Origin of the sequence: Phycicoccus jejuensis, assembly GCF_044797865.1 — a bacterium.
In the GTDB taxonomy this organism is placed as follows: domain Bacteria; phylum Actinomycetota; class Actinomycetes; order Actinomycetales; family Dermatophilaceae; genus Phycicoccus; species Phycicoccus jejuensis.
On record NZ_CP085209.1, the window covers coordinates 2,926,108 to 2,943,957 of the forward strand.

The following is a 17,850-nucleotide window of genomic DNA, read 5'->3' on the forward strand; positions in this document are numbered from 1 at the left end:
ACCCACGGACGCCCCGGCGGGCCCGGTTAGTCTGCCGCCATGACTTCAGTGACCGTGACGACCAAGACCTCAGCCGACCTGCCGGTCGACGCCCTCGTCGTCGGCTCCGTCCGCACCCCCGACGGCGCCGACCTCGCTGCGGGGCACGGGCTGCCGCGCAAGGCCGTCGTCCACCTGCAGGCGGTGCTCGCCGACCTCGAGGCCACAGGGAAGGCCGAGGAGGTGCACCGCGTCGTCGCGGTGCCCGGCGTCAAGGCGACCTCCGTCGTCGTCACCGGCCTCGGGGAGGGCACGACCCGCCGGACCGCCTTCGAGCACACCGTCCTGCGCGAGGCGGCCGCGTCCGCGCTGCGCTCGGTCCGCGGCAAGAAGGCCGTGGGCGTGGCCCTCCCGACGCCCGACGCCGAGTCGCTGTCGGCGGTCGCGGACGGCGCCTTCGCCGGCTGCTACGTCTACGACAAGGCCGCTCCCCTGCCCGCGCGCAAGGGCCGCCCGGCCGCCACGCCGGTCACCGGCCCGAAGATCGTCGTCGTCTCGGGCCTGGGCCAGGGCAAGGCCGCCAAGGACGCGGTCGCCCGCGCCGGGGTCCTCGGCGCCGCCCGCGACTGGGCCCGTGACCTCGTCAACATGCCGCCGAACCTGCTCTACCCGCAGTCCTTCGCCGATGCCGTCAAGAAGCGCGCGGCCGAGTCCTCCGCGAAGATCACCGTCTCGGTGCTCGACGAGAAGGCGCTCGTCAAGGGCGGCTTCGGCGGCATCACCGGCGTCGGCCAGGGCTCGTCCAACCCGCCCCGCATCGTGACGATGAGCTGGTCGCCCTCGAACGCGAAGGGCTCGGTCGCGCTCGTCGGCAAGGGCATCACGTTCGACACCGGTGGCCTCAACCTCAAGCCGTCGACCGGCATGGTGACGATGAAGTGCGACATGGCCGGCGCGGCCGCCGTCGCCGCGACGGTCCTCGCCGCCGCCGAGACCGGTGTGCCGGTGGCCGTCACGGGCTACCTCTGCCTCGCCGAGAACATGCCGAGCGGCACCGCGCAGCGGCCGAGCGACGTCGTCGTCATGCGCAACGGCACGAGCGTCGAGATCCTCGACACCGACGCCGAGGGCCGGATGGTCCTCGGCGACGGCATCTGCCTCGCCGCCGAGAAGACCCCCGACTGGATCGTCGACATCGCGACGCTGACCGGCGCGCAGATGATCGCCCTCGGCGACGACACCGCCGGCGTCATGGGCAACGACGACGCCTTCCGGGCGAAGGTCGTCGCGGCCGCCGACGCCGCGGGCGAGGGCGCCTGGCCGATGCCGCTGCCGGCGGCGCTGCGCGCCAAGCTCGACACCCCGACCGCCGACATCGCGCACAAGGGCGACCGCGCCGGCGGGATGCTCACCGCGGCCAAGTTCCTCGAGGAGTTCGTGCCCGAGGGGATGACGTGGGCGCACGTCGACATCGCCGGGCCGGCCTTCAACGAGAAGGGACCGAAGGGTCGCAACCCCAAGGGCGGCACCGGGTTCGGCGTCTCGACGCTGCTCGGTCTCGTCGAGGGGCACGCCACGCGCGCCTGACCACCGACCGCACGACGCACGGCGGGCACCCCGGACGGGGTGCCCGCCGTGCTCGCGTCGTGGAGGGTGGCGCTCAGCCGCCGCTCTTGCGCCGGAACATCTGCTGGCGGGCACTGGTCTCCGGGCCGTGCGCGTGGTCGACCTTGCCGTGCTCGGAGGAGTCTGAGACGTCGGTGCCGCCGTGGGCCTGCTTCTTGTCCAGGGCCGCCCGGAAGCGGGCCTTGACGTCGTCGGGGACGGCGGCGCGGGGTCGGTCCTTGGCGGCCATGACGGCTCCTTCGGGGTGCTCGGGATCGGGTCCCCCACCGTGCCACGCCGGGGCGCGCGAGGCCACCGGGTTCTCGCTCAGCCGCGCTCGTCGCGCCGCTGCCGCGCGGTCCAGGCCCGCATCCGCGCCGGGTAGCCGGTGAGGTTGACGTCGTAGACGGGCACCTGCAGGTTGCGGGCGACCTCGAAGGCCTGAGGGCGTGATGGCAGGGCGCGGCGGGTCCACTCGCCGTCGTGCGCGATGAGCACGACGGTCGTCGCGGTCACGTTGGTCGCCGGCTCCACGTACGCCTCGACCCCGCGCCGCGTGCCCACGAACTCCTCCAGGTGGGCACGCGCACTCGCGAGGTCGCTGCCGTCGTGCGGTGCGGCGCCACCGCGCCGGCCTCGTCTCCACCACGCCATGCGCACACGATAGGCGAGCCACCTGCCCTCTCCCTGTGCGTCCGCCACGCGTCGCCACCTCGTGCGCGGGCCCGCGGGGGTGACAGGATGCGGGACGTGGCCGGCGCGCCCACCCCCAGCGCCGCCGTGCCCACCGACCGCCACCGCGAGAACGGAGCAGCATGCCGGCCACCGCCGAAGCCACCCACGACGTCGTCGTCCTCGGAGGAGGGAGCGGCGGGTACGCCTGCGCGTTGCGCGCCGCCGAGCTCGGCCTCTCGGTCGCCCTCGTCGAGAAGGACCTCCTCGGCGGGACGTGCCTGCACCGCGGCTGCATCCCGACCAAGGCCCTGCTGCACGCCGCCGAGGTCGCGGACGCGGCGCGCGAGGCGGGCCGCTTCGGTGTGCGGGCGACCTTCGAGGGCGTCGACCTCCCGGCCGTCACGGCCTACCGCGAGGGCGTCGTGGCCCGGCTGCACAAGGGCCTCCAGGGGCTCGTCTCCGGGCGGAAGGTCGAGTACGTCGAGGGCACCGGCCGGCTCGACGGCCCGCACACCGTCGTCGTCGGCGACCGCCGGCTCGTCGGGCGCCACGTCGTGCTCGCCACCGGCTCCTACGCCCGCACGCTGCCCGGGCTCGAGCTCGGCGGCCGCGTCGTGACGAGCGACCAGGCGCTCGGCCTCGACGAGGTCCCCGGCCGCGTCGTCGTCCTCGGGGGCGGGGTGATCGGCGTCGAGTTCGCCTCCGTCATGCGCTCGTTCGGCTCCGAGGTCACCGTCGTCGAGGCCCTCCCCCGGCTCGTCGCCGCCGAGGACCCCGCCTCCAGCAAGGCGCTCGAGCGGGCCTTCCGCAAGCGCGGCATCACGGTCCGCACCGGCGCCCGTTTCGCCTCCGCGACCGACGGCGCCGACGCCGTCGCCGTCCGCCTCGAGGACGGCACCGAGCTCGAGGCCGACCTCCTACTCGTCGCCGTCGGGCGCGGCCCGGTGACCGACGGGCTCGGGTACGAGGAGGCCGGTGCCACGGTCGAGCGTGGCTTCGTCGTCACCGACGAGCGCTGCCGCACCGGCGTCGAGGGCCTGTGGGCGGTCGGCGACATCGTCCCCGGCCTGCAGCTCGCGCACCGTGGGTTCGCGCAGGGCATCTTCGTCGCCGAGTCGATCGCCGGGCTCGAGCCGGCCCCCGTCGTCGAGTCCACCATCCCCCGGGTCACCTACTGCGACCCCGAGGTCGCGTCCGTCGGTCTCACCGAGGAGCAGGCCCGCGAGGTCCACGGCGACGCCGTCGAGGCCTACGAGTACAACCTCGGTGGCAACGGCAAGAGCCAGATCCTCGGCACCCAGGGCTTCGTCAAGCTGGTGCGGGTCACCGACGGCCCCGTCGTCGGGGTCCACATGGTCGGCTCCCGGATGGGCGAGCAGGTCGGCGAGGCCCAGCTGATCGTGGGCTGGGAGGCCCACCCGGAGGACGTCACGCCCTTCGTGCACGCCCACCCGACCCAGAACGAGGCCCTCGGCGAGGCGCACCTGGCGCTCGCCGGCAAGCCCCTGCACGCACACAACTAGAGTGATGACCGCCACCGCCCACGAAGGAGAGCACCACTGATGTCGGAACGTGTACAGATGCCCGCACTCGGCGAGTCCGTGACCGAGGGGACCGTGACGCGGTGGCTCAAGGGTGTCGGCGACGAGGTCGCGGTCGACGAGCCGCTGCTCGAGGTCTCGACCGACAAGGTCGACACCGAGATCCCCTCGCCGGTCGCCGGCACGCTCCAGGAGATCCTCGTCCAGGAGGACGACACCGTCCCGGTCGGCGCCGACCTCGCCGTCATCGGTGACGGGCCGGCCTCCGGCGGTGGCGACTCCGCCCCCGAGCAGTCGCAGGAGCAGTCCTCCTCCGACGGGCCCTCCGACGAGGTGGCCGACCCGGCCGACACCGACGCGGTCGCCGAGGCCGGCGACGAGGGCGGCCAGGAGCCGGCCGAGCCGCAGTCCGACGATGGCGCGCAGGAGCAGCCCGCGCCGTCCTCGGAGGGCTCCTCCGGCGGGTCCGGCGACGGCACGACCGTCCAGATGCCCGCGCTCGGCGAGTCCGTCACCGAGGGCACCGTCACCCGCTGGCTCAAGGCCGAGGGCGACGAGGTCGCCGTCGACGAGCCGCTCCTCGAGGTCTCGACCGACAAGGTCGACACCGAGATCCCCTCGCCGGTGGCCGGCACGCTGACCAAGATCCTCGTCCAGGAGGACGAGACCGTGCCCGTGGGCGCCGACCTCGCCGTCGTCGGCGGGTCCGGCGGCGGGTCCGCCCCGGCCGCCGAGCCCGAGCAGGCTCCCGCGCAGGCCGAGGAGGCCCCCGCGAAGGAGGAGGCCCCCGAGCCCGAGCCGGAGCAGCCGGCCCAGCAGGACGAGCCCGCGCCGGCCCCGGCCGACGAGGCTCCCCCGCAGGAGAAGCCGGACGAGGCCGCCGCCGCGGCCGACGAGGCCCCGGCCGCGACCACCGCGCCGTCGTCCTCGACCTCGACCGCGCCGACCCCGCGCGAGAACGAGTCCGACGCGAGCAGCTACGTCACCCCGCTCGTGCGCAAGCTCGCCGCCGACCACGGCATCGACCTCGCGTCGGTCACCGGCACGGGCATCGGCGGGCGCATCCGCAAGCAGGACGTCCTCGCCGCCGCCGAGGCCAAGAAGGCCCCGGAGCCCGAGCCCGAGGCCCCCGCCGCGGCGCCCGCGTCCCAGCCGTCGTCGTCCTCGGCCCCGGCGGCCGCGGCGAAGCCGGCCGCCGACAACGGCCTGCGCGGCACGACGCAGCCGATGTCGCGCCTGCGCAAGACGATCGCGCGTCGCATGGTCGAGTCCCTCCAGGTCTCGGCGCAGCTGACGACGGTCGTCGAGGTCGACGTCACCCGCATCGCGCGGCTGCGCGACCGGGCCAAGGCCGACTTCGCGCAGCGCGAGGGCACGAAGCTCAGCTTCCTGCCGTTCTTCGCCCTCGCCGCGGTCGAGGCGCTCAAGGCGCACCCGACCGTCAACGCGAGCATCGAGGACGACCAGGTGACCTACCACGGCACCGAGAACCTCGGCATGGCGGTCGACACCGAGAAGGGGCTCATCGTCCCGGTCCTCAAGAACGCCGGCGACCTCAACATCGCGGGCCTGGCCCGCGGGATCGCCGACCTCGCGAACCGGACGCGGAGCAACAAGATCATGCCCGACGACCTCGCGGGCGGGACCTTCACGATCACCAACACGGGCTCGCGCGGTGCGCTGTTCGACACCCCGATCATCAACCAGCCGCAGGTCGGCATCCTCGGCACCGGCGCCGTCGTCAAGCGGCCCGTCGTCGTGACGGCCGAGGACGGTGGCGAGACGATCGCGATCCGCTCGATGGTCTACCTGGCGTTGTCCTACGACCACCGCATCGTCGACGGCGCCGACGCCGCGCGCTTCCTCACGACGATGAAGCAGCGACTCGAGGAAGGGGCGTTCGAGGCCGACCTCGGTCTCTGACGCGCCCGCCGTGAGCCGCATCGTCGTCACCGGCTCGTCCGGGCTGATCGGCACCGCGCTCGTCGCCGCGCTCCGTGAGCGCGGCGACGAGCCGGTCCGGCTGGTCCGGCGCGCCCCCGCGGCCGCCGACGAGGTCCGCTGGGACCCCGCGAGCCGCCATCTCGACCCGGCCGTCCTCGACGGCGTCGACGGCGTCGTCCACCTGGCCGGCGCGGGGGTCGGCGACAAGCGGTGGACCCCCGCCTACAAGCGCGAGATCCTCGCCTCGCGGACCGACTCGACGACCGCGGTCGCGGGGGCCGTCGCGGCGGCCGACCACCCGGTCCGCCTGGTGTCCGGGTCGGCCGTCGGCTTCTACGGCGACCGCGGTGACGAGGAGCTGACCGAGGCCAACCCGGCCGGCACCGGCTTCCTCGCCGACGTCGTCCTCGCGTGGGAGGCCTCCGCGGCTGCCGCGGTGGACGCCGGGGCCTCGGTCGCGTTCGCGCGCACCGGGATCGTCATGGCCCGTGACGGTGGCGCGATGGCCCCGCTGCTGCGCCTGGCCCGGCTCGGGCTCGGCGGCCCGCTCGGCCTCGGCCGCCAGTTCTGGCCGTGGATCACCCTCGTCGACGAGGTCCGCGCGCTGCTGCACCTGCTCGACCACCCGGAGGTCACCGGACCGGTCAACCTCGCCGGTCCCACCCCGGCCCGGCAGAAGGACGTCGCGGCCGCCCTCGGGCGCGCCCTGCACCGGCCGGCCGTGCTGCCCGCCCCGACGCCGGCGCTGCGGCTGGTCGTCGGCGAGTTCGCCGGCGAGATCATGGGCAGCCAGCGCATCGTCGGGGAGGCCCTCGTCGCGAGCGGCTTCGTCCACGAGCACGGGGACCTCGACACCGCGGCCCGCTGGCTGGTGGCCTGAGCGCGGCGCTCACGTCGCGCGCAGCGCCTCGAGCCTCCATCCGTCCGCGGTCCGGACGACCTCGACGAGCACCGGCTCCCCGGGGACAGCGGTGACGTCGGTGTCGTCGCCCGGGCGGACGACGCGGTGTGCGCCCACCCCCACCGTGGCCCGGAGCACCGCCCGGTCGGCTCCCGCGGAGCGCACCGCCACGTCGGTGACCCGGTAGCGCAGCCCCTCGTAGCGCGTGCCCGCCGCGCGCAGCGTGCGCACCGCGGCGGCGTCGCGGCGGTGCAGGGCCCCGGCCGTGGTCTCGGCGGCGTCCAGCCGGGCGGCGTCCGCGGCGCGGTAGGCGGCCGCCCGCTCGTCGGCGAGCACGGTGAGCAGCTCCTGCGGCCGCTGCACGGGGGCGAGGGGGTCCAGGCGCGGGTCGTCCGTGGCCGCCGGCTCGGCGCTCGGTGCCGCGCTCGGTGCCGCGGCCGGGACCGACGCCCGCGCGGGGTCGTCGCGGCCGACGAGGACCCCGGCCACGACGAGCGCCGCCACGAGGCCGAGGGCGCAGGCGCCGAGGCCCGCGGCACGCACGACCCGGAGGCGGCCGCCGGCCCGCGGCGCCGTCGCCCGGTGCCTCCCCCGCTGCACCGCGGGCGGGACGGGCGGCCGGCCCGCCGCGGCGCGCAGCCGGTAGGTCACCGCGCTCTCGTCGTCACCGCCGACCCGCAGGCGCAACGGCTCCGGCCGGGCGGCCGCGAAGAGCAGGCACGCGAGCTCGTCGGCCCCCGGGCGCTCCTCCGGACGGGGGTGGACCGCCGCCTCGAGCGCCGCGACGACCGCCTCCGAGCCCGCACCCGCCCGGCTCACCTCCGCGAGCGAGGGCCGCAGCCCGGGCGCACCGGGCACCTCGCCGGCGAGGCAGAGCCAGCCGAGCGCGCCGAGGGCGTAGACGTCGGCGGCGGGGGTGGGGGCGGCTCCGAGCAGCACCTCCGGGGCGAGGTGGCCGGGCGTCCCCCAGACGGCGGCCGGCGCCTCCCCCAGCACGCGTCCGAGGCCGAGGTCGGCGAGGGCCGGGCGGCCGTCGAGGTCGAGCAGGACGTTGCCGGGCGACACGTCGCCGTGCACCACGCCGGCCGCGTGCAGCCGCCCGAGGGCCTCGGCGAGAGGGGCGAGCACGGTGACGACCTCACCGGGCCCGAGGTGACCCCTGGCGCCGACGAGGGCCGCCAGCGAGCCCCCGCGCATCAGGGGCATGACGAGCGCCACGCGGGCGTCGGGCAGCGTCAGGCACGCCTCGACCCGCACGACGTGCTCGGCGGCCGCGCGGCTCGACACCGCCGCCTCGCGCACCGCGGCCTCGGCGGCCTCCGGGTCGGCGTGCGACACCTTGAGCGCCACGCGCCGCCCGTCGGTCAGGCGCACCGCCTCCCAGACGTGCGCCGTGCCTCCGCTGCCCAGCAGCCGCCCGATCCCGAAGCCCGGGACGGCCGGCGCCTGCGTCGTCTCCATGGCCACCACCGTGCCCGACCCGACGAGGACGCCAGCGGAGTTTTCCACAGACGTCATCGCCCGCCCGGCCCCTAGGGTGGCGCGATGACCACCGACGCGCCGACGATCCTCGCCACCTCGGGCGGCTACCGGCCCGGGCACCGCACCTGGTTCGAGCTCGACGCCCTCGTCCACCACGCCGTCGAGCTCTCGGGCGCCCACGGCCGACGGCCCCGGGTCGCGTTCGTCGGCACGGCCTCGGGCGACCCGGAGGCGTTCTCGTTCCGCGCACTCGAGGCCGGCCGGGTGGCCGGGTTCGACGTCAGCGTCCTGTCGCTCTTCCCCATGCCCAACCACGAGGACCCCGCGGCCCTCCTCCTCGAGCAGGACGTCGTGTGGGTCAACGGCGGCTCCGTGGCGAACCTGCTGGCGGTCTGGGACGTGCACGACCTCCGCCCCGCGATGCGCGCGGCCTGGGAGGCCGGGGTCGTGCTCGCCGGGGTGTCGGCCGGCTCGATCTGCTGGTACGTCGGGGGCACGACCGACTCCTTCGGCCCCGAGCTGCGCGCGGTGACCAACGGCCTCGGGCTGCTGCCGTACGGCAACGGCGTCCACTACGACTCGGAGGAGCGGCGCCGACCGCTGGTGCACTCGCTGGTCGCCGACGGCACCCTGCCCGAGACGCACTGCACCGACGACGGCGTCGGCCTCGTCTACCGCGGCACGGAGCTGGTCGAGGCGCTGTCCGAGCGCGACGGCAAGGGCGCCTACATCGTCACCCGGGACGGCGACCGGGCCCACGAAGAGCGGCTCGAGCCGCGCCGGCTGCCCTCTCCCTGAACGGGACCCGGGTCAGCGCGGTGGGTCGACGACCGCGACCACCCGCTCCTCGCGCGCCGAGGCGCGGGCCGCGTCGACGACCGAGAGGACGTGGACGGCGTCCCACGGGTCGACGGGCATCGCGGCCTGCGGGTCGTCGGCCGACAGCGCGGCGGCGACGGCGCGGTAGAGGTCCGCCTGGCTGCTCGACACGCGGGCGACGGGCTGGCGCTCGTCACCGCGGTACAGCCAGCCGGCGTGGTCCGCGTCGAGGTCGGACTGTGCCGACCACGGGTGCGCCTCGCCCTCGAAGTCGGCCAGGACGAACGCGGCGGCGGTGCCCAGCAACCGGATCCGTGGGCCCGGCGCCCCCGCGAGCGACGTGGCCGAGAGGTGCGACTCCACTCCCCCGGCGTGCCGGCAGAGGAGGAACGCGTCGTCCTCCGCCCGGGTGGTGCGGGCGTGCGCGGTGGCCACGACCGAGCGCACCGGGCCGAACAGCCGGACGGCGGCGTCGACGAGGTGCGTGTGCAGGTCCAGCAGCAGCCCACCGCCCTCCTCGGGCGGGGCGTTCTCGCGCCAGCGGTCCTTCGGCACGGGACGCCAACGCTCCCAGCGCATCTCGTAGCGGAACGGCTCCCCGACGAGGCCGTCGGCGACGACCTTCGCCAGCGTCACGTGCTCCGGGTCGTAGCGCCGGTTCTGGAAGACGGTGAGGGGCACGCCGGCCCGCGCGGCGTACCGCACCGCGTCCGCGGCCGAGGCTGCGTCGACGGCGAGCGGCTTGTCGACGACGCAGGCGACGCCGGCGTCGACGACGGCCCGCACCTGCTCCGCGTGGCCACCGCTCGGGGTGGCGAGCACGACGAGGTCGAGGCCCGGGACCGCGAGCAGCGCGTCGAGGTCGGCGACGACCTCGACGCCGGGCAGGTCGGAGCGCGCGGCCGCCACCCGCGCGGCGTCCCGCGTCGAGACGGCCACGACGTCGAGGCCCGCCTCCCGCAGGCGCGGCGCGTGGATGTCGCGCCCGGCGAAACCGAAGCCCGCCAACCCGACCCGCGTCATCGCGATCCCTCCGCCGGCTCGGTGGCCGGCGGGTGGGCCCCGGCCGCGTGGTGCCCCGGCCCGGACCGTCCGCCGTCGGCGACGAGCCGCGCCGGCCACCACACCCGCGGTCCGAGGTCGTGGGCCATCGCGGGCACGAGGAGCGACCGGACGACGAAGGTGTCGAGCAGCACGCCGAAGCCGACGATGAACGCGATCTGGACGAGGAACTGGATGGGCAGCACCGACAGCGCGGAGAAGGTCGCCGCGAGGACGATCCCCGCGCTCGTGATGACACCGCCGGTCACGGCGAGGCCGACGAGCACGCCCGGCCGGGTGCCGCGCACGAGCGACTCCTCGCGCACCCGCGTCATGAGGAAGATGGAGTAGTCGATGCCCAGCGCGACGAGGAACACGAAGCCGTACAACGGGATCGCGGGGTCGCCGCCGGTGAAGCCGAGCACGTGGTCGAAGACGAGGGCCGAGATCCCGATCGTGGCGCCGAAGGACACGACGTTGCCGACGACGAGGACGAGGGGCGCGACGAGCGAGCGCAGGAGCAGCGCGAGGATGACGAAGATCACCGCGAGGATCGTCGGGACGATGACGCGCAGGTCGCGCGCGCTGGCGTCGAGGACGTCGAGGTTGGTGGCCGCGTTGCCCCCCACGAGCGCGTCCGGGCTGACGGCGTCGAGGTCGGTGCGCAGCCGCTCGACGGTGTCCTCCGCGCCCGCGCTGTCGGCCGCGTCCTTCGTCGTCGCCTGGAGGAGCACGTCGCCGTCGACGACCTTCGGCGGCGGGGCGTCCTGGCCGGGCTGCGGGGGCACGAGCCCGAGGTAGGCCGAGTCGATGCCGGGGTCCTTCGAGACGAGCTCGAGCGCCGCGTCCGCGTCGGCCTGCGGCACGACGACCTGGAGCGGCTGGGCCGCGCCGGCCGCGAAGTGCTCCGCGATGACCTCCTGCGCGGTGATGGAGTCGACCTCGGTGAGGAAGGTCTCCTCGATGGAGGCACCGCCGGCCTTGAAGGTGGGGACGAACGCCGCCGCCGCGAGCAGCGCGACGAGGGTGACGACCCAGGTACGGCGCGGGTGCGTGCCGACGAGGCGGGCGACCCGGCCCCAGACGCCGCGGGCGGAGCCGACGACGTCCTCGGCGTGGGCGTGGTCGACCTTCGGGGCGAAGGGCCAGAAGATGCGGCGGCCGAAGAGCAGGAGCACGGCGGGCAGGAAGGTGAGGGACGCGAGGAGCGCGCCGGCGATGCCGAGGGCGCCGACCGGGCCGAGGCCCGAGGTGCTGCGCAGCTCGGCGAGCAGGAGGCAGAGCAGGCCGATGATGACCGTCGCCGCGGACGCGCCGACCGGTTCGACGGCGCCGCGCCAGGCCTTCTTCAGCGCGACCCACGAGCTCTCCTCGTCGTGCAGCGCCTCCTTGAAGCGGCTGACGAGCAGGAGCGCGTAGTCGGTGGCGGCGCCCACGACGAGGATGAAGAGGATGCCCTGCGACTGGCCCGACAGTGTGATGACGTCGTTCTTCGCGAGCTGGTAGACGACCGCCGCCGCGGCCGACAGGCCGAGCACCGCGCTGACGAGCACCGCGATCGGCAGGATCGGGCTGCGGTAGACGACGAGCAGGATGACGAGGACGACGACGAGCGCGACGAGCAGGAGGATCCCGTCGATCCCGGCGAACGCCTCGGAGAAGTCGGCGATGAGCCCGCCCGGGCCGCCGACGTACCCCTCGAGCCCGTCGGCCGCGAGGTCCGTGCGCAGTGCCTCGCGCAGGGCGTCCGCGCCCTCGGCGAGCGGCGTCGTCTCCCCGGAGGCCGCGGTACCCGTCGTGCCGTCGAGCGGGACCGACACGAGCACCGCCTCGCCGTCCTGGGCGGGGACGGGCACGACCTGCGACCCGGGCACGAGGTAGTCACCGAGCGTCCGGCCGGCCCCGAGGCCGGGCAGCTCGAGGGAGGGCACCGACTCGGCGAAGCGCTGCACCGCCTCGAGGTCGCCGGCGTCCAGGCGCCCGCCGCCGGTCCGCTCGACGACGACGAGGTAGGGCAGCTCGGTGCTCTCGCTGAAGCGTGCGACGGCGTCGCTGACGAGGGTCGACTCCGCCTGCGCGGGGAGGAAGGTCGAGTTGTCGTTGGACTGGACGCCGGCGAGCTTGCCCTGGGCCTGCCCGCCGATGCCGCCGACGAGCAGCCAGAGCAGGACGACGGCGACCGCGCCGAGCAGGGCCCAGCGGGGACGCCGGGCCTTCGCCCGGGGGTCGTCGGCGGGGGCCTCGGGGGTGTCGGTGTCCGCACTCATGGACCCAGCGTATTGAGGTCCGGGCGGGCCGTCCGCCGGGTCCGCCCCGGCCCCGGCGTACCGTGGGCGCCATGCGCTTCGTGCACCTCGGCTTCGCCCCCGACCTCGTCGACTACGAGGCCGGGTGGGCCACCCAGCGCGAGGTGCACGCGCAGGTCGTCGACGGCACCCTCGAGGACACGACCCTGCTGCTCGAGCACGCCGCGGTCTACACGGCCGGCAAGCGCACCGAGCCGCACGAGCGCCCGGTCGACGGCACGCCCGTCATCGACGTCGACCGTGGCGGCAAGATCACCTGGCACGGCCCCGGGCAGCTCGTCGGCTACCCGGTCGTCCGGCTGCCCGAGGTGCCGATCGACGTCGTCGCGCACGTGCGTCGCCTCGAGGAGGTGATGATCCGGACCTGCGCTGATTTCGGCGTCGAGGTCGTCCGGGTCGAGGGCCGCAGCGGCGTGTGGGTGCTCGCCGACGAGCGCGGCCCGGACCGCAAGCTCGGGGCCATCGGCGTCCGGGTCAGCCGTCGGGTGACGATGCACGGCTTCGCGCTCAACTGCGACGCCGACCTCGGCTGGGCCGACGCCATCATCCCGTGCGGCATCGCCGACGCGGGCGTCTCGTCGATCTCCCGCGAGGCCGGGCGCACGGTCACCGTCCAGGACGTCCTGCCCTACGCGGAGAAGCACCTCGCCGACGTCCTGGGCCGCGCCTGAGCACCCTCCCCGCACCGCCGTCCCGGGCTGTCGGGACCGGAGCGTAGGCTGGAACGCGTGACTGTCGCACCCGAGGGACGCCGCCTGCTGCGGGTCGAGGCGCGCAACGCCGAGACCCCGATCGAGCGCAAGCCCGAGTGGATCCGCACCACGGCCCGGATGGGGCCGGAGTACACCCAGATCCACTCGATGGTGAAGGGCCAGGGCCTGCACACCGTGTGCCAGGAGGCCGGGTGTCCCAACATCTTCGAGTGCTGGGAGGACCGCGAGGCGACCTTCCTCATCGGCGGTGACACCTGCACGCGCCGCTGCGACTTCTGCGACATCGCCACCGGGCGCCCGCAGCCGCTCGACCTCGACGAGCCGCGCCGGGTCGCGGAGTCGGTCGCGACGATGGGGCTGCGCTACGCCACCGTCACCGGTGTCGCGCGCGACGACCTCGCCGACGGCGCGGCCGGCCTCTACGCCGACACCATCCGGCAGATCCACGCGCTCAACCCCAACACGGGCGTCGAGATCCTCCCGCCCGACTTCGGCGCGAAGCCGGAGCTCGTGGGGCAGGTCTTCGACGCGCGGCCGGAGGTCTTCGCGCACAACCTCGAGACGGTGCCGCGCATCTTCCGCCGCATCCGGCCCGCGTTCACCTACGAGAAGTCCCTCAAGGTCCTCTCGATGGCCCGCGAGGCCGGTCTGGTCACCAAGTCCAACCTCATCCTCGGGATGGGCGAGGAGGACCACGAGATCGAGGAGGCCATCCGCGACCTCCACGACGCGGGCTGCGACATCCTGACGATCACGCAGTACCTGCGCCCCTCGCCGCTGCACCACCCGATCGACCGGTGGGTCAAGCCCGAGGAGTTCGTCCACTGGTCCGAGGTCGCCGACGAGGTCGGGTTCAAGGGCGTCATGGCCGGGCCGCTCGTCCGCTCGTCCTACCGCGCCGGCCGCCTCTGGGCCACGGCGATGCGCCGCTGGGGCCGTCCGATCCCCGAGCACCTCGCGCACCTAGCGCAGGCCGCGAACGACCCCGCTCGCCAGGAGGCGGCGTCGTTGGTCGCCAAGGCGGCCCGGCCCGTATCCTGAGGCCCGCGTCCCCGCACTCGCGGGCGACCGCACCGTCCTCGACCAGGAGCACCTCCCCCGTGTCCGACGCACCCGAGAAGAAGCAGGGCCGCATCGCCGAGATCCGGCAGGCCTACCAGGCGATCAAGTCGCTCGACCCGAAGCTCGGGTGGTGGATGCTCGGGGCCGCGCTGCTCACGGCGGCGGTCATCGTCGGCATCGGCGCGATCTTCGGCGGCGGCTGGCTGATCTACGCGGCCATCATCGCCATCCCCTCGGCGTTCCTCGCCGCCGTCATCGTCATGAACCGCCGCGGCAACACGGCGATGTACAAGGCGCTCGACGGGCAGGTCGGCGCCGCCGGTGCCGCCCTGACCGGCATGGGCCGGCGTGGCTGGTACGCCGCGCAGGAGCCGGTGGCGATGGAGGGCGCGCGCGGGACGCGGGCCCAGGACATGGCCGGCGCCGCGATGGTCTTCCGCGCCCTCGGCCGCCCGGGCGTCGTCCTCATCGGCGAGGGCCCCGCCGGGCGCGTCGCCAAGCTGCTCAAGCAGGAGGAGAAGAAGGTCGCCCGGGTCGCCCCCGGCGTGCCCGTCCACCTGTGGACCGTCGGCGACGGCGAGGACCAGGTCCCCGTCAAGAAGATCTCCGGCAAGCTGACCCGGATGCGTCCGGTGCTCACCAAGGCCGAGGTGTCGGTCGTCAACAAGCGCCTGAAGTCCCTCGGCGGCCTCAAGCCCCCGGTGCCCAAGGGCATCGACCCGACGAAGGCGCGCATGGACCGCAAGGCGATGCGGGGCCGCTGACGGCTCGCGCGCCCGCGCCGCTCAGGCGGCGGGCGGCGTGACCGGCACCCCCGGCCGGACGATGCGGGTGCCCGCGGCGAGGTCGTGCAGGCCGCGGCCGCCGGCGGTGAACAGCGCCGGGAGGACGAGCGCGGCGAGCACCGAGCGCAGGAGCACCTGGAGCGGGAAGACCCGCCGGCGCACCTGCCACACCTGCAGACCCACGAGCCGGTGGCCGACGCTCGAGCCGGTGACCGAGACGAGCACGGTGCTCAGCACGACGTAGACGCCGGCGACGGCCCAGCTGCTCGTCGGCAGGCCGAGGACCATCGGCGGGGTCTCCCCCGGCTGGGCGAGGTCGAAGGGCAGGACGAGGAAGGTCACGAGGGCGCTGAGCGTCCAGTCGACGACGAAGCCGACGAAGCGGCGCAGCAGCGTGGCGTCCGCCGGGGTCGCGGTGGGGCTCGGCGGGGTGGAGGTCGGCGGCACGCCACCAGCGTACGCGGCGACGCGTTCCACGCTTCGGGCGCGTCGTCCCACGCCTTGATACGGTGGCTGGCGTTACGTCGACGAAACATCCGGGTCACGGTCGGGAAACCGCCCCGCCCTAGCGTCGTCGGCAACGCCATCAGGGCTGGCTCCCATAGCCCCTGCACCGAACCAGGAGGTTCAACACAGTGTTCAGCTCCGCTGACGAGGTCCTCTCCTTCATCAAGGACGAGGACATCACGTTCGTCGACATCCGGTTCTGCGACCTTCCCGGCGTCATGCAGCACTTCAACGTGCCCGCCGCCTCGGTCGACGAGGACTTCTTCACCAACGGCCAGATGTTCGACGGATCCTCGATCCGCGGCTTCCAGGCCATCCACGAGTCCGACATGAAGCTCATCCCGGACCCGACGACGGCCTACGTCGACCCGTTCCGCGCCGAGAAGACGCTCATCATGAACTTCTCGATCGTCGACCCCTTCACCGGTGAGCCCTACAGCCGCGACCCGCGCAACATCGCCGCGAAGGCCGAGGCGTACCTCAAGTCGACGGGCATCGCCGACACCGCCTTCTTCGGCGCCGAGGCCGAGTTCTACGTCTTCGACGACGTGCGCTTCGAGACCAAGGCGAACGCCAGCTACTACTACATCGACTCCGTCGAGGCCGCGTGGAACACCGGCCGCGTCGAGGACGGCGGCAACCGCGGGTACAAGACCCGCTACAAGGGCGGCTACTTCCCCGTCCCGCCGGTCGACCACTTCGCCGACACCCGCGACAAGATCTGCCTCAACCTCGCCGAGGTCGGCCTCAACGTCGAGCGCAGCCACCACGAGGTGGGCACCGCCGGCCAGCAGGAGATCAACTACCGCTTCAACACGCTGCTGCAGTCCGGCGACGACATGATGAAGTTCAAGTACGTCGTCAAGAACACGGTCTGGGCCGAGGGCAAGACGGCGACGTTCATGCCGAAGCCGATCTTCGGCGACAACGGCTCGGGCATGCACACCCACCAGTCGCTCTGGAAGGACGGCGAGCCGCTCTTCTACGACGAGCGCGGCTACGGCGGCCTCTCCGACCTCGCGCGCTGGTACATCGGCGGTCTGCTCAAGCACGCCCCGGCGCTGCTCGCCTTCACCAACCCGACGGTCAACAGCTACCACCGCCTGGTGCCCGGCTACGAGGCCCCGGTCAACCTCGTGTACTCGGCCCGCAACCGCTCCGCCTGCGTCCGCATCCCGATCGCCGGTGACAGCCCGAAGGCCAAGCGCATCGAGTTCCGCATCCCGGACCCGTCGTCCAACCCGTACCTGTGCTTCGCGGCGCAGCTGATGGCCGGTCTCGACGGCATCCGCAACCGCATCGAGCCGCCGGAGCCCGTCGACAAGGACCTCTACGAGCTGCCGCCGGAGGAGCACGAGGCCATCGCGCAGGTCCCCGGCTCGCTGCCGGCCGTCCTCGACGCGCTCGAGGCCGACCACGAGTTCCTCCTCGAGGGCGACGTCTTCACCGAGGACCTCATCGCCACGTGGATCGAGTGGAAGCGCAAGAACGAGGTGGACCCGATCCGCTTCCGCCCGCACCCGCACGAGTTCGAGATGTACTTCGACATCTGAGCCACCGCGCGTCACGACGCCCCCGCCGGTCCGTCCGGCGGGGGCGTCGTCACGTCCCGTGGTGGCCGATGAGAACCGTCCGCCCCTAGGGTCTGCCCCACCATGCCAACCCCTCTTCGCCCCTTCCGCTTCGGCGTTCTCGCCCCGCTGGGCGACGACGTCCGCTCCTGGCTCGACGGCTGCCGCCGGATCGCCGACCAGGGGTACTCCACGGTCCTCGCACCCGACGTGCCCGGCTGGCAGCCCTCCCCCACCGCGACGCTGGCCATGGCAGCTGCGGTGACGCCGTTGCGGGTCGGGACCTGGGTCACCGCGGCGCTGGTCCGCCCGCCGTGGGTGACCGCGTGGGAGGCTCATTCCCTCACCGTCCTCACCGAGGGTCGCTTCGAGCTGGGCCTCGGGACCGGCCGACCCGGCCTGGGCGAGTTCCTCGCGGAACGCGGTGTCCCGGTTCCAGACCCGGTCTCGCCGTCGACCGGAGTGGAGCTACTGAGGGCCACGGTCGATGCGCTCCGCGACCTCGACGGCGCCGCCCACACGACGCCCGTCGCCGTCGCGGTCCGAGGACCGCTGTCGCGCGCCCTCGCCGCCGAGGTCGCCGACACGGTGACGGTCGCCCACGCCCCGACCGACCGTCGCGCGGACGTCGCGCGCCGGGTGCGCGAGGTCACCGCGGTCCGCGACGTAGAGGTCGCCCTCCACGTGCCCGTCGTCGGCGACCGGGTCGCCGCGTTCATGGCCTCCGTCCGCGACACCGACCCGGCGGCGCTGCGGGCCGCGGACTCCCTCGCCGTCCTCCCCGAGGACCCGGTCGCCGCCGCCGAGGAGCTGCTGCGCCGACGGGAGGAGCTCGACGCCAGCTACGTCGTCATCGGCGCCGACGCGGCCGACGTCCTCGCGCCCGTCGTCGAGATGCTCGAGGGCCGGTAGCCCGGCC

General features: G+C 74.5%; 16 protein-coding genes. 10 read left to right on the forward strand and 6 right to left on the reverse strand.

The window, feature by feature from the left end:
- Nucleotides 1–39 precede the first annotated feature (39 nt).
- Nucleotides 40–1,566: a leucyl aminopeptidase gene (locus LG324_RS13920; protein ID WP_404348790.1), complete on the forward strand. Its 1,527-nt coding sequence runs from the start codon at nucleotides 40–42 to the stop codon at nucleotides 1,564–1,566.
- Between the two features lie 73 nt (nucleotides 1,567–1,639).
- On the opposite strand, the gene LG324_RS13925 is transcribed toward LG324_RS13920, so the two are convergent.
- Nucleotides 1,640–1,834: a DUF5302 domain-containing protein gene (locus LG324_RS13925; protein ID WP_030528209.1), complete on the reverse strand. Its 195-nt coding sequence runs from the start codon at nucleotides 1,832–1,834 to the stop codon at nucleotides 1,640–1,642.
- A 77-nt stretch (nucleotides 1,835–1,911) separates the two neighbouring features.
- Nucleotides 1,912–2,238 carry a hypothetical protein gene (locus tag LG324_RS13930; protein WP_404348792.1) on the reverse strand — a complete coding sequence of 109 codons (327 nt, stop codon included), beginning with the start codon at nucleotides 2,236–2,238 and terminating at the stop codon, nucleotides 1,912–1,914.
- Between the two features lie 161 nt (nucleotides 2,239–2,399).
- Between LG324_RS13930 and lpdA the strand changes: the two genes are divergently transcribed.
- From lpdA to LG324_RS13945, 3 genes are read left to right on the forward strand one after another with little or no spacing between them, the layout of a single operon-like run.
- On the forward strand, nucleotides 2,400–3,782 hold the full coding sequence (lpdA, locus tag LG324_RS13935; protein ID WP_404348795.1) for a dihydrolipoyl dehydrogenase: 1,383 nt from the start codon (nucleotides 2,400–2,402) through the stop codon (nucleotides 3,780–3,782).
- Between the two features lie 39 nt (nucleotides 3,783–3,821).
- Nucleotides 3,822–5,723, forward strand: a complete 1,902-nt coding sequence (sucB, locus tag LG324_RS13940; protein ID WP_404348798.1) for a 2-oxoglutarate dehydrogenase, E2 component, dihydrolipoamide succinyltransferase — start codon at nucleotides 3,822–3,824, stop codon at nucleotides 5,721–5,723.
- 10 nt (nucleotides 5,724–5,733) lie between these two features.
- Nucleotides 5,734–6,624: a TIGR01777 family oxidoreductase gene (locus LG324_RS13945; protein ID WP_036829692.1), complete on the forward strand. Its 891-nt coding sequence runs from the start codon at nucleotides 5,734–5,736 to the stop codon at nucleotides 6,622–6,624.
- Between the two features lie 9 nt (nucleotides 6,625–6,633).
- On the opposite strand, the gene LG324_RS13950 is transcribed toward LG324_RS13945, so the two are convergent.
- Nucleotides 6,634–8,106 (reverse strand): protein kinase, encoded by a 1,473-nt coding sequence (locus LG324_RS13950; protein WP_404348802.1) that lies wholly within the window; start codon nucleotides 8,104–8,106, stop codon nucleotides 6,634–6,636.
- Between the two features lie 84 nt (nucleotides 8,107–8,190).
- On the opposite strand from LG324_RS13950, the gene LG324_RS13955 reads away from it, so the two are divergent.
- Nucleotides 8,191–8,925, forward strand: coding sequence for a Type 1 glutamine amidotransferase-like domain-containing protein (locus LG324_RS13955; protein ID WP_404348805.1), 735 nt, complete (start codon nucleotides 8,191–8,193; stop codon nucleotides 8,923–8,925).
- A gap of 12 nt (nucleotides 8,926–8,937) precedes the next feature.
- Here the strand turns inward: LG324_RS13955 and LG324_RS13960 are convergent, their stop codons facing one another.
- Both LG324_RS13960 and LG324_RS13965 read right to left on the reverse strand, forming a co-directional pair.
- A complete protein-coding gene (locus tag LG324_RS13960) occupies nucleotides 8,938–9,969 on the reverse strand; it encodes a Gfo/Idh/MocA family protein (protein ID WP_404348808.1) in 1,032 nt (343 codons plus the stop codon).
- Entirely contained in the window at nucleotides 9,966–12,254 is a 2,289-nt protein-coding gene (locus LG324_RS13965; protein WP_404348810.1) for an MMPL family transporter, read from the reverse strand. The genes LG324_RS13960 and LG324_RS13965 overlap by 4 nt, the downstream gene beginning before the upstream one ends.
- A gap of 71 nt (nucleotides 12,255–12,325) precedes the next feature.
- Between LG324_RS13965 and lipB the strand changes: the two genes are divergently transcribed.
- Genes lipB through LG324_RS13980 form a run of 3 tightly spaced genes read left to right on the forward strand, consistent with a single transcriptional unit; the run spans nucleotide 12,326 to nucleotide 14,832 of the window.
- Complete coding sequence (gene lipB, locus LG324_RS13970) at nucleotides 12,326–12,964, forward strand: lipoyl(octanoyl) transferase LipB (RefSeq protein WP_030528200.1); 639 nt, start codon at nucleotides 12,326–12,328, stop codon at nucleotides 12,962–12,964.
- Between the two features lie 57 nt (nucleotides 12,965–13,021).
- Complete coding sequence (gene lipA / locus LG324_RS13975; protein WP_030528199.1) at nucleotides 13,022–14,047, forward strand: lipoyl synthase; 1,026 nt, start codon at nucleotides 13,022–13,024, stop codon at nucleotides 14,045–14,047.
- Nucleotides 14,048–14,106: 59 nt separating this feature from the next.
- Nucleotides 14,107–14,832 carry a DUF4191 domain-containing protein gene (locus LG324_RS13980; protein WP_030528198.1) on the forward strand — a complete coding sequence of 242 codons (726 nt, stop codon included), beginning with the start codon at nucleotides 14,107–14,109 and terminating at the stop codon, nucleotides 14,830–14,832.
- Between the two features lie 21 nt (nucleotides 14,833–14,853).
- Here the strand turns inward: LG324_RS13980 and LG324_RS13985 are convergent, their stop codons facing one another.
- The gene (locus LG324_RS13985) at nucleotides 14,854–15,300 is read right to left on the reverse strand and encodes a hypothetical protein (RefSeq protein WP_404348813.1); all 447 of its coding nucleotides are present in this window, start codon (nucleotides 15,298–15,300) and stop codon (nucleotides 14,854–14,856) included.
- 188 nt (nucleotides 15,301–15,488) lie between these two features.
- Here LG324_RS13985 and glnA point away from each other — a divergent pair, with 188 nt between their 5' ends.
- Nucleotides 15,489–16,913, forward strand: coding sequence for a type I glutamate--ammonia ligase (gene glnA, locus LG324_RS13990; protein ID WP_404348816.1), 1,425 nt, complete (start codon nucleotides 15,489–15,491; stop codon nucleotides 16,911–16,913).
- A 102-nt stretch (nucleotides 16,914–17,015) separates the two neighbouring features.
- A complete protein-coding gene (locus LG324_RS13995) occupies nucleotides 17,016–17,843 on the forward strand; it encodes an LLM class flavin-dependent oxidoreductase (RefSeq protein ID WP_404348819.1) in 828 nt (275 codons plus the stop codon).
- The last annotated feature ends 7 nt before the right edge of the window (nucleotides 17,844–17,850 follow it).

Coding starts and splice junctions, on each gene's coding strand:
- LG324_RS13920 (WP_404348790.1), top strand. CDS start 40: ATGACTTCAGTGACCGTGACGACCAAGACCTCAGCCGACCTGCCGGTC.
- LG324_RS13930 (WP_404348792.1), bottom strand. CDS start 2,238: ATGGCGTGGTGGAGACGAGGCCGGCGCGGTGGCGCCGCACCGCACGAC.
- LG324_RS13925 (WP_030528209.1), bottom strand. CDS start 1,834: ATGGCCGCCAAGGACCGACCCCGCGCCGCCGTCCCCGACGACGTCAAG.
- lipB (WP_030528200.1), top strand. CDS start 12,326: ATGCGCTTCGTGCACCTCGGCTTCGCCCCCGACCTCGTCGACTACGAG.
- LG324_RS13965 (WP_404348810.1), bottom strand. CDS start 12,254: ATGAGTGCGGACACCGACACCCCCGAGGCCCCCGCCGACGACCCCCGG.
- LG324_RS13995 (WP_404348819.1), top strand. CDS start 17,016: ATGCCAACCCCTCTTCGCCCCTTCCGCTTCGGCGTTCTCGCCCCGCTG.
- LG324_RS13955 (WP_404348805.1), top strand. CDS start 8,191: ATGACCACCGACGCGCCGACGATCCTCGCCACCTCGGGCGGCTACCGG.
- sucB (WP_404348798.1), top strand. CDS start 3,822: ATGTCGGAACGTGTACAGATGCCCGCACTCGGCGAGTCCGTGACCGAG.
- LG324_RS13960 (WP_404348808.1), bottom strand. CDS start 9,969: ATGACGCGGGTCGGGTTGGCGGGCTTCGGTTTCGCCGGGCGCGACATC.
- lpdA (WP_404348795.1), top strand. CDS start 2,400: ATGCCGGCCACCGCCGAAGCCACCCACGACGTCGTCGTCCTCGGAGGA.
- LG324_RS13950 (WP_404348802.1), bottom strand. CDS start 8,106: ATGGAGACGACGCAGGCGCCGGCCGTCCCGGGCTTCGGGATCGGGCGG.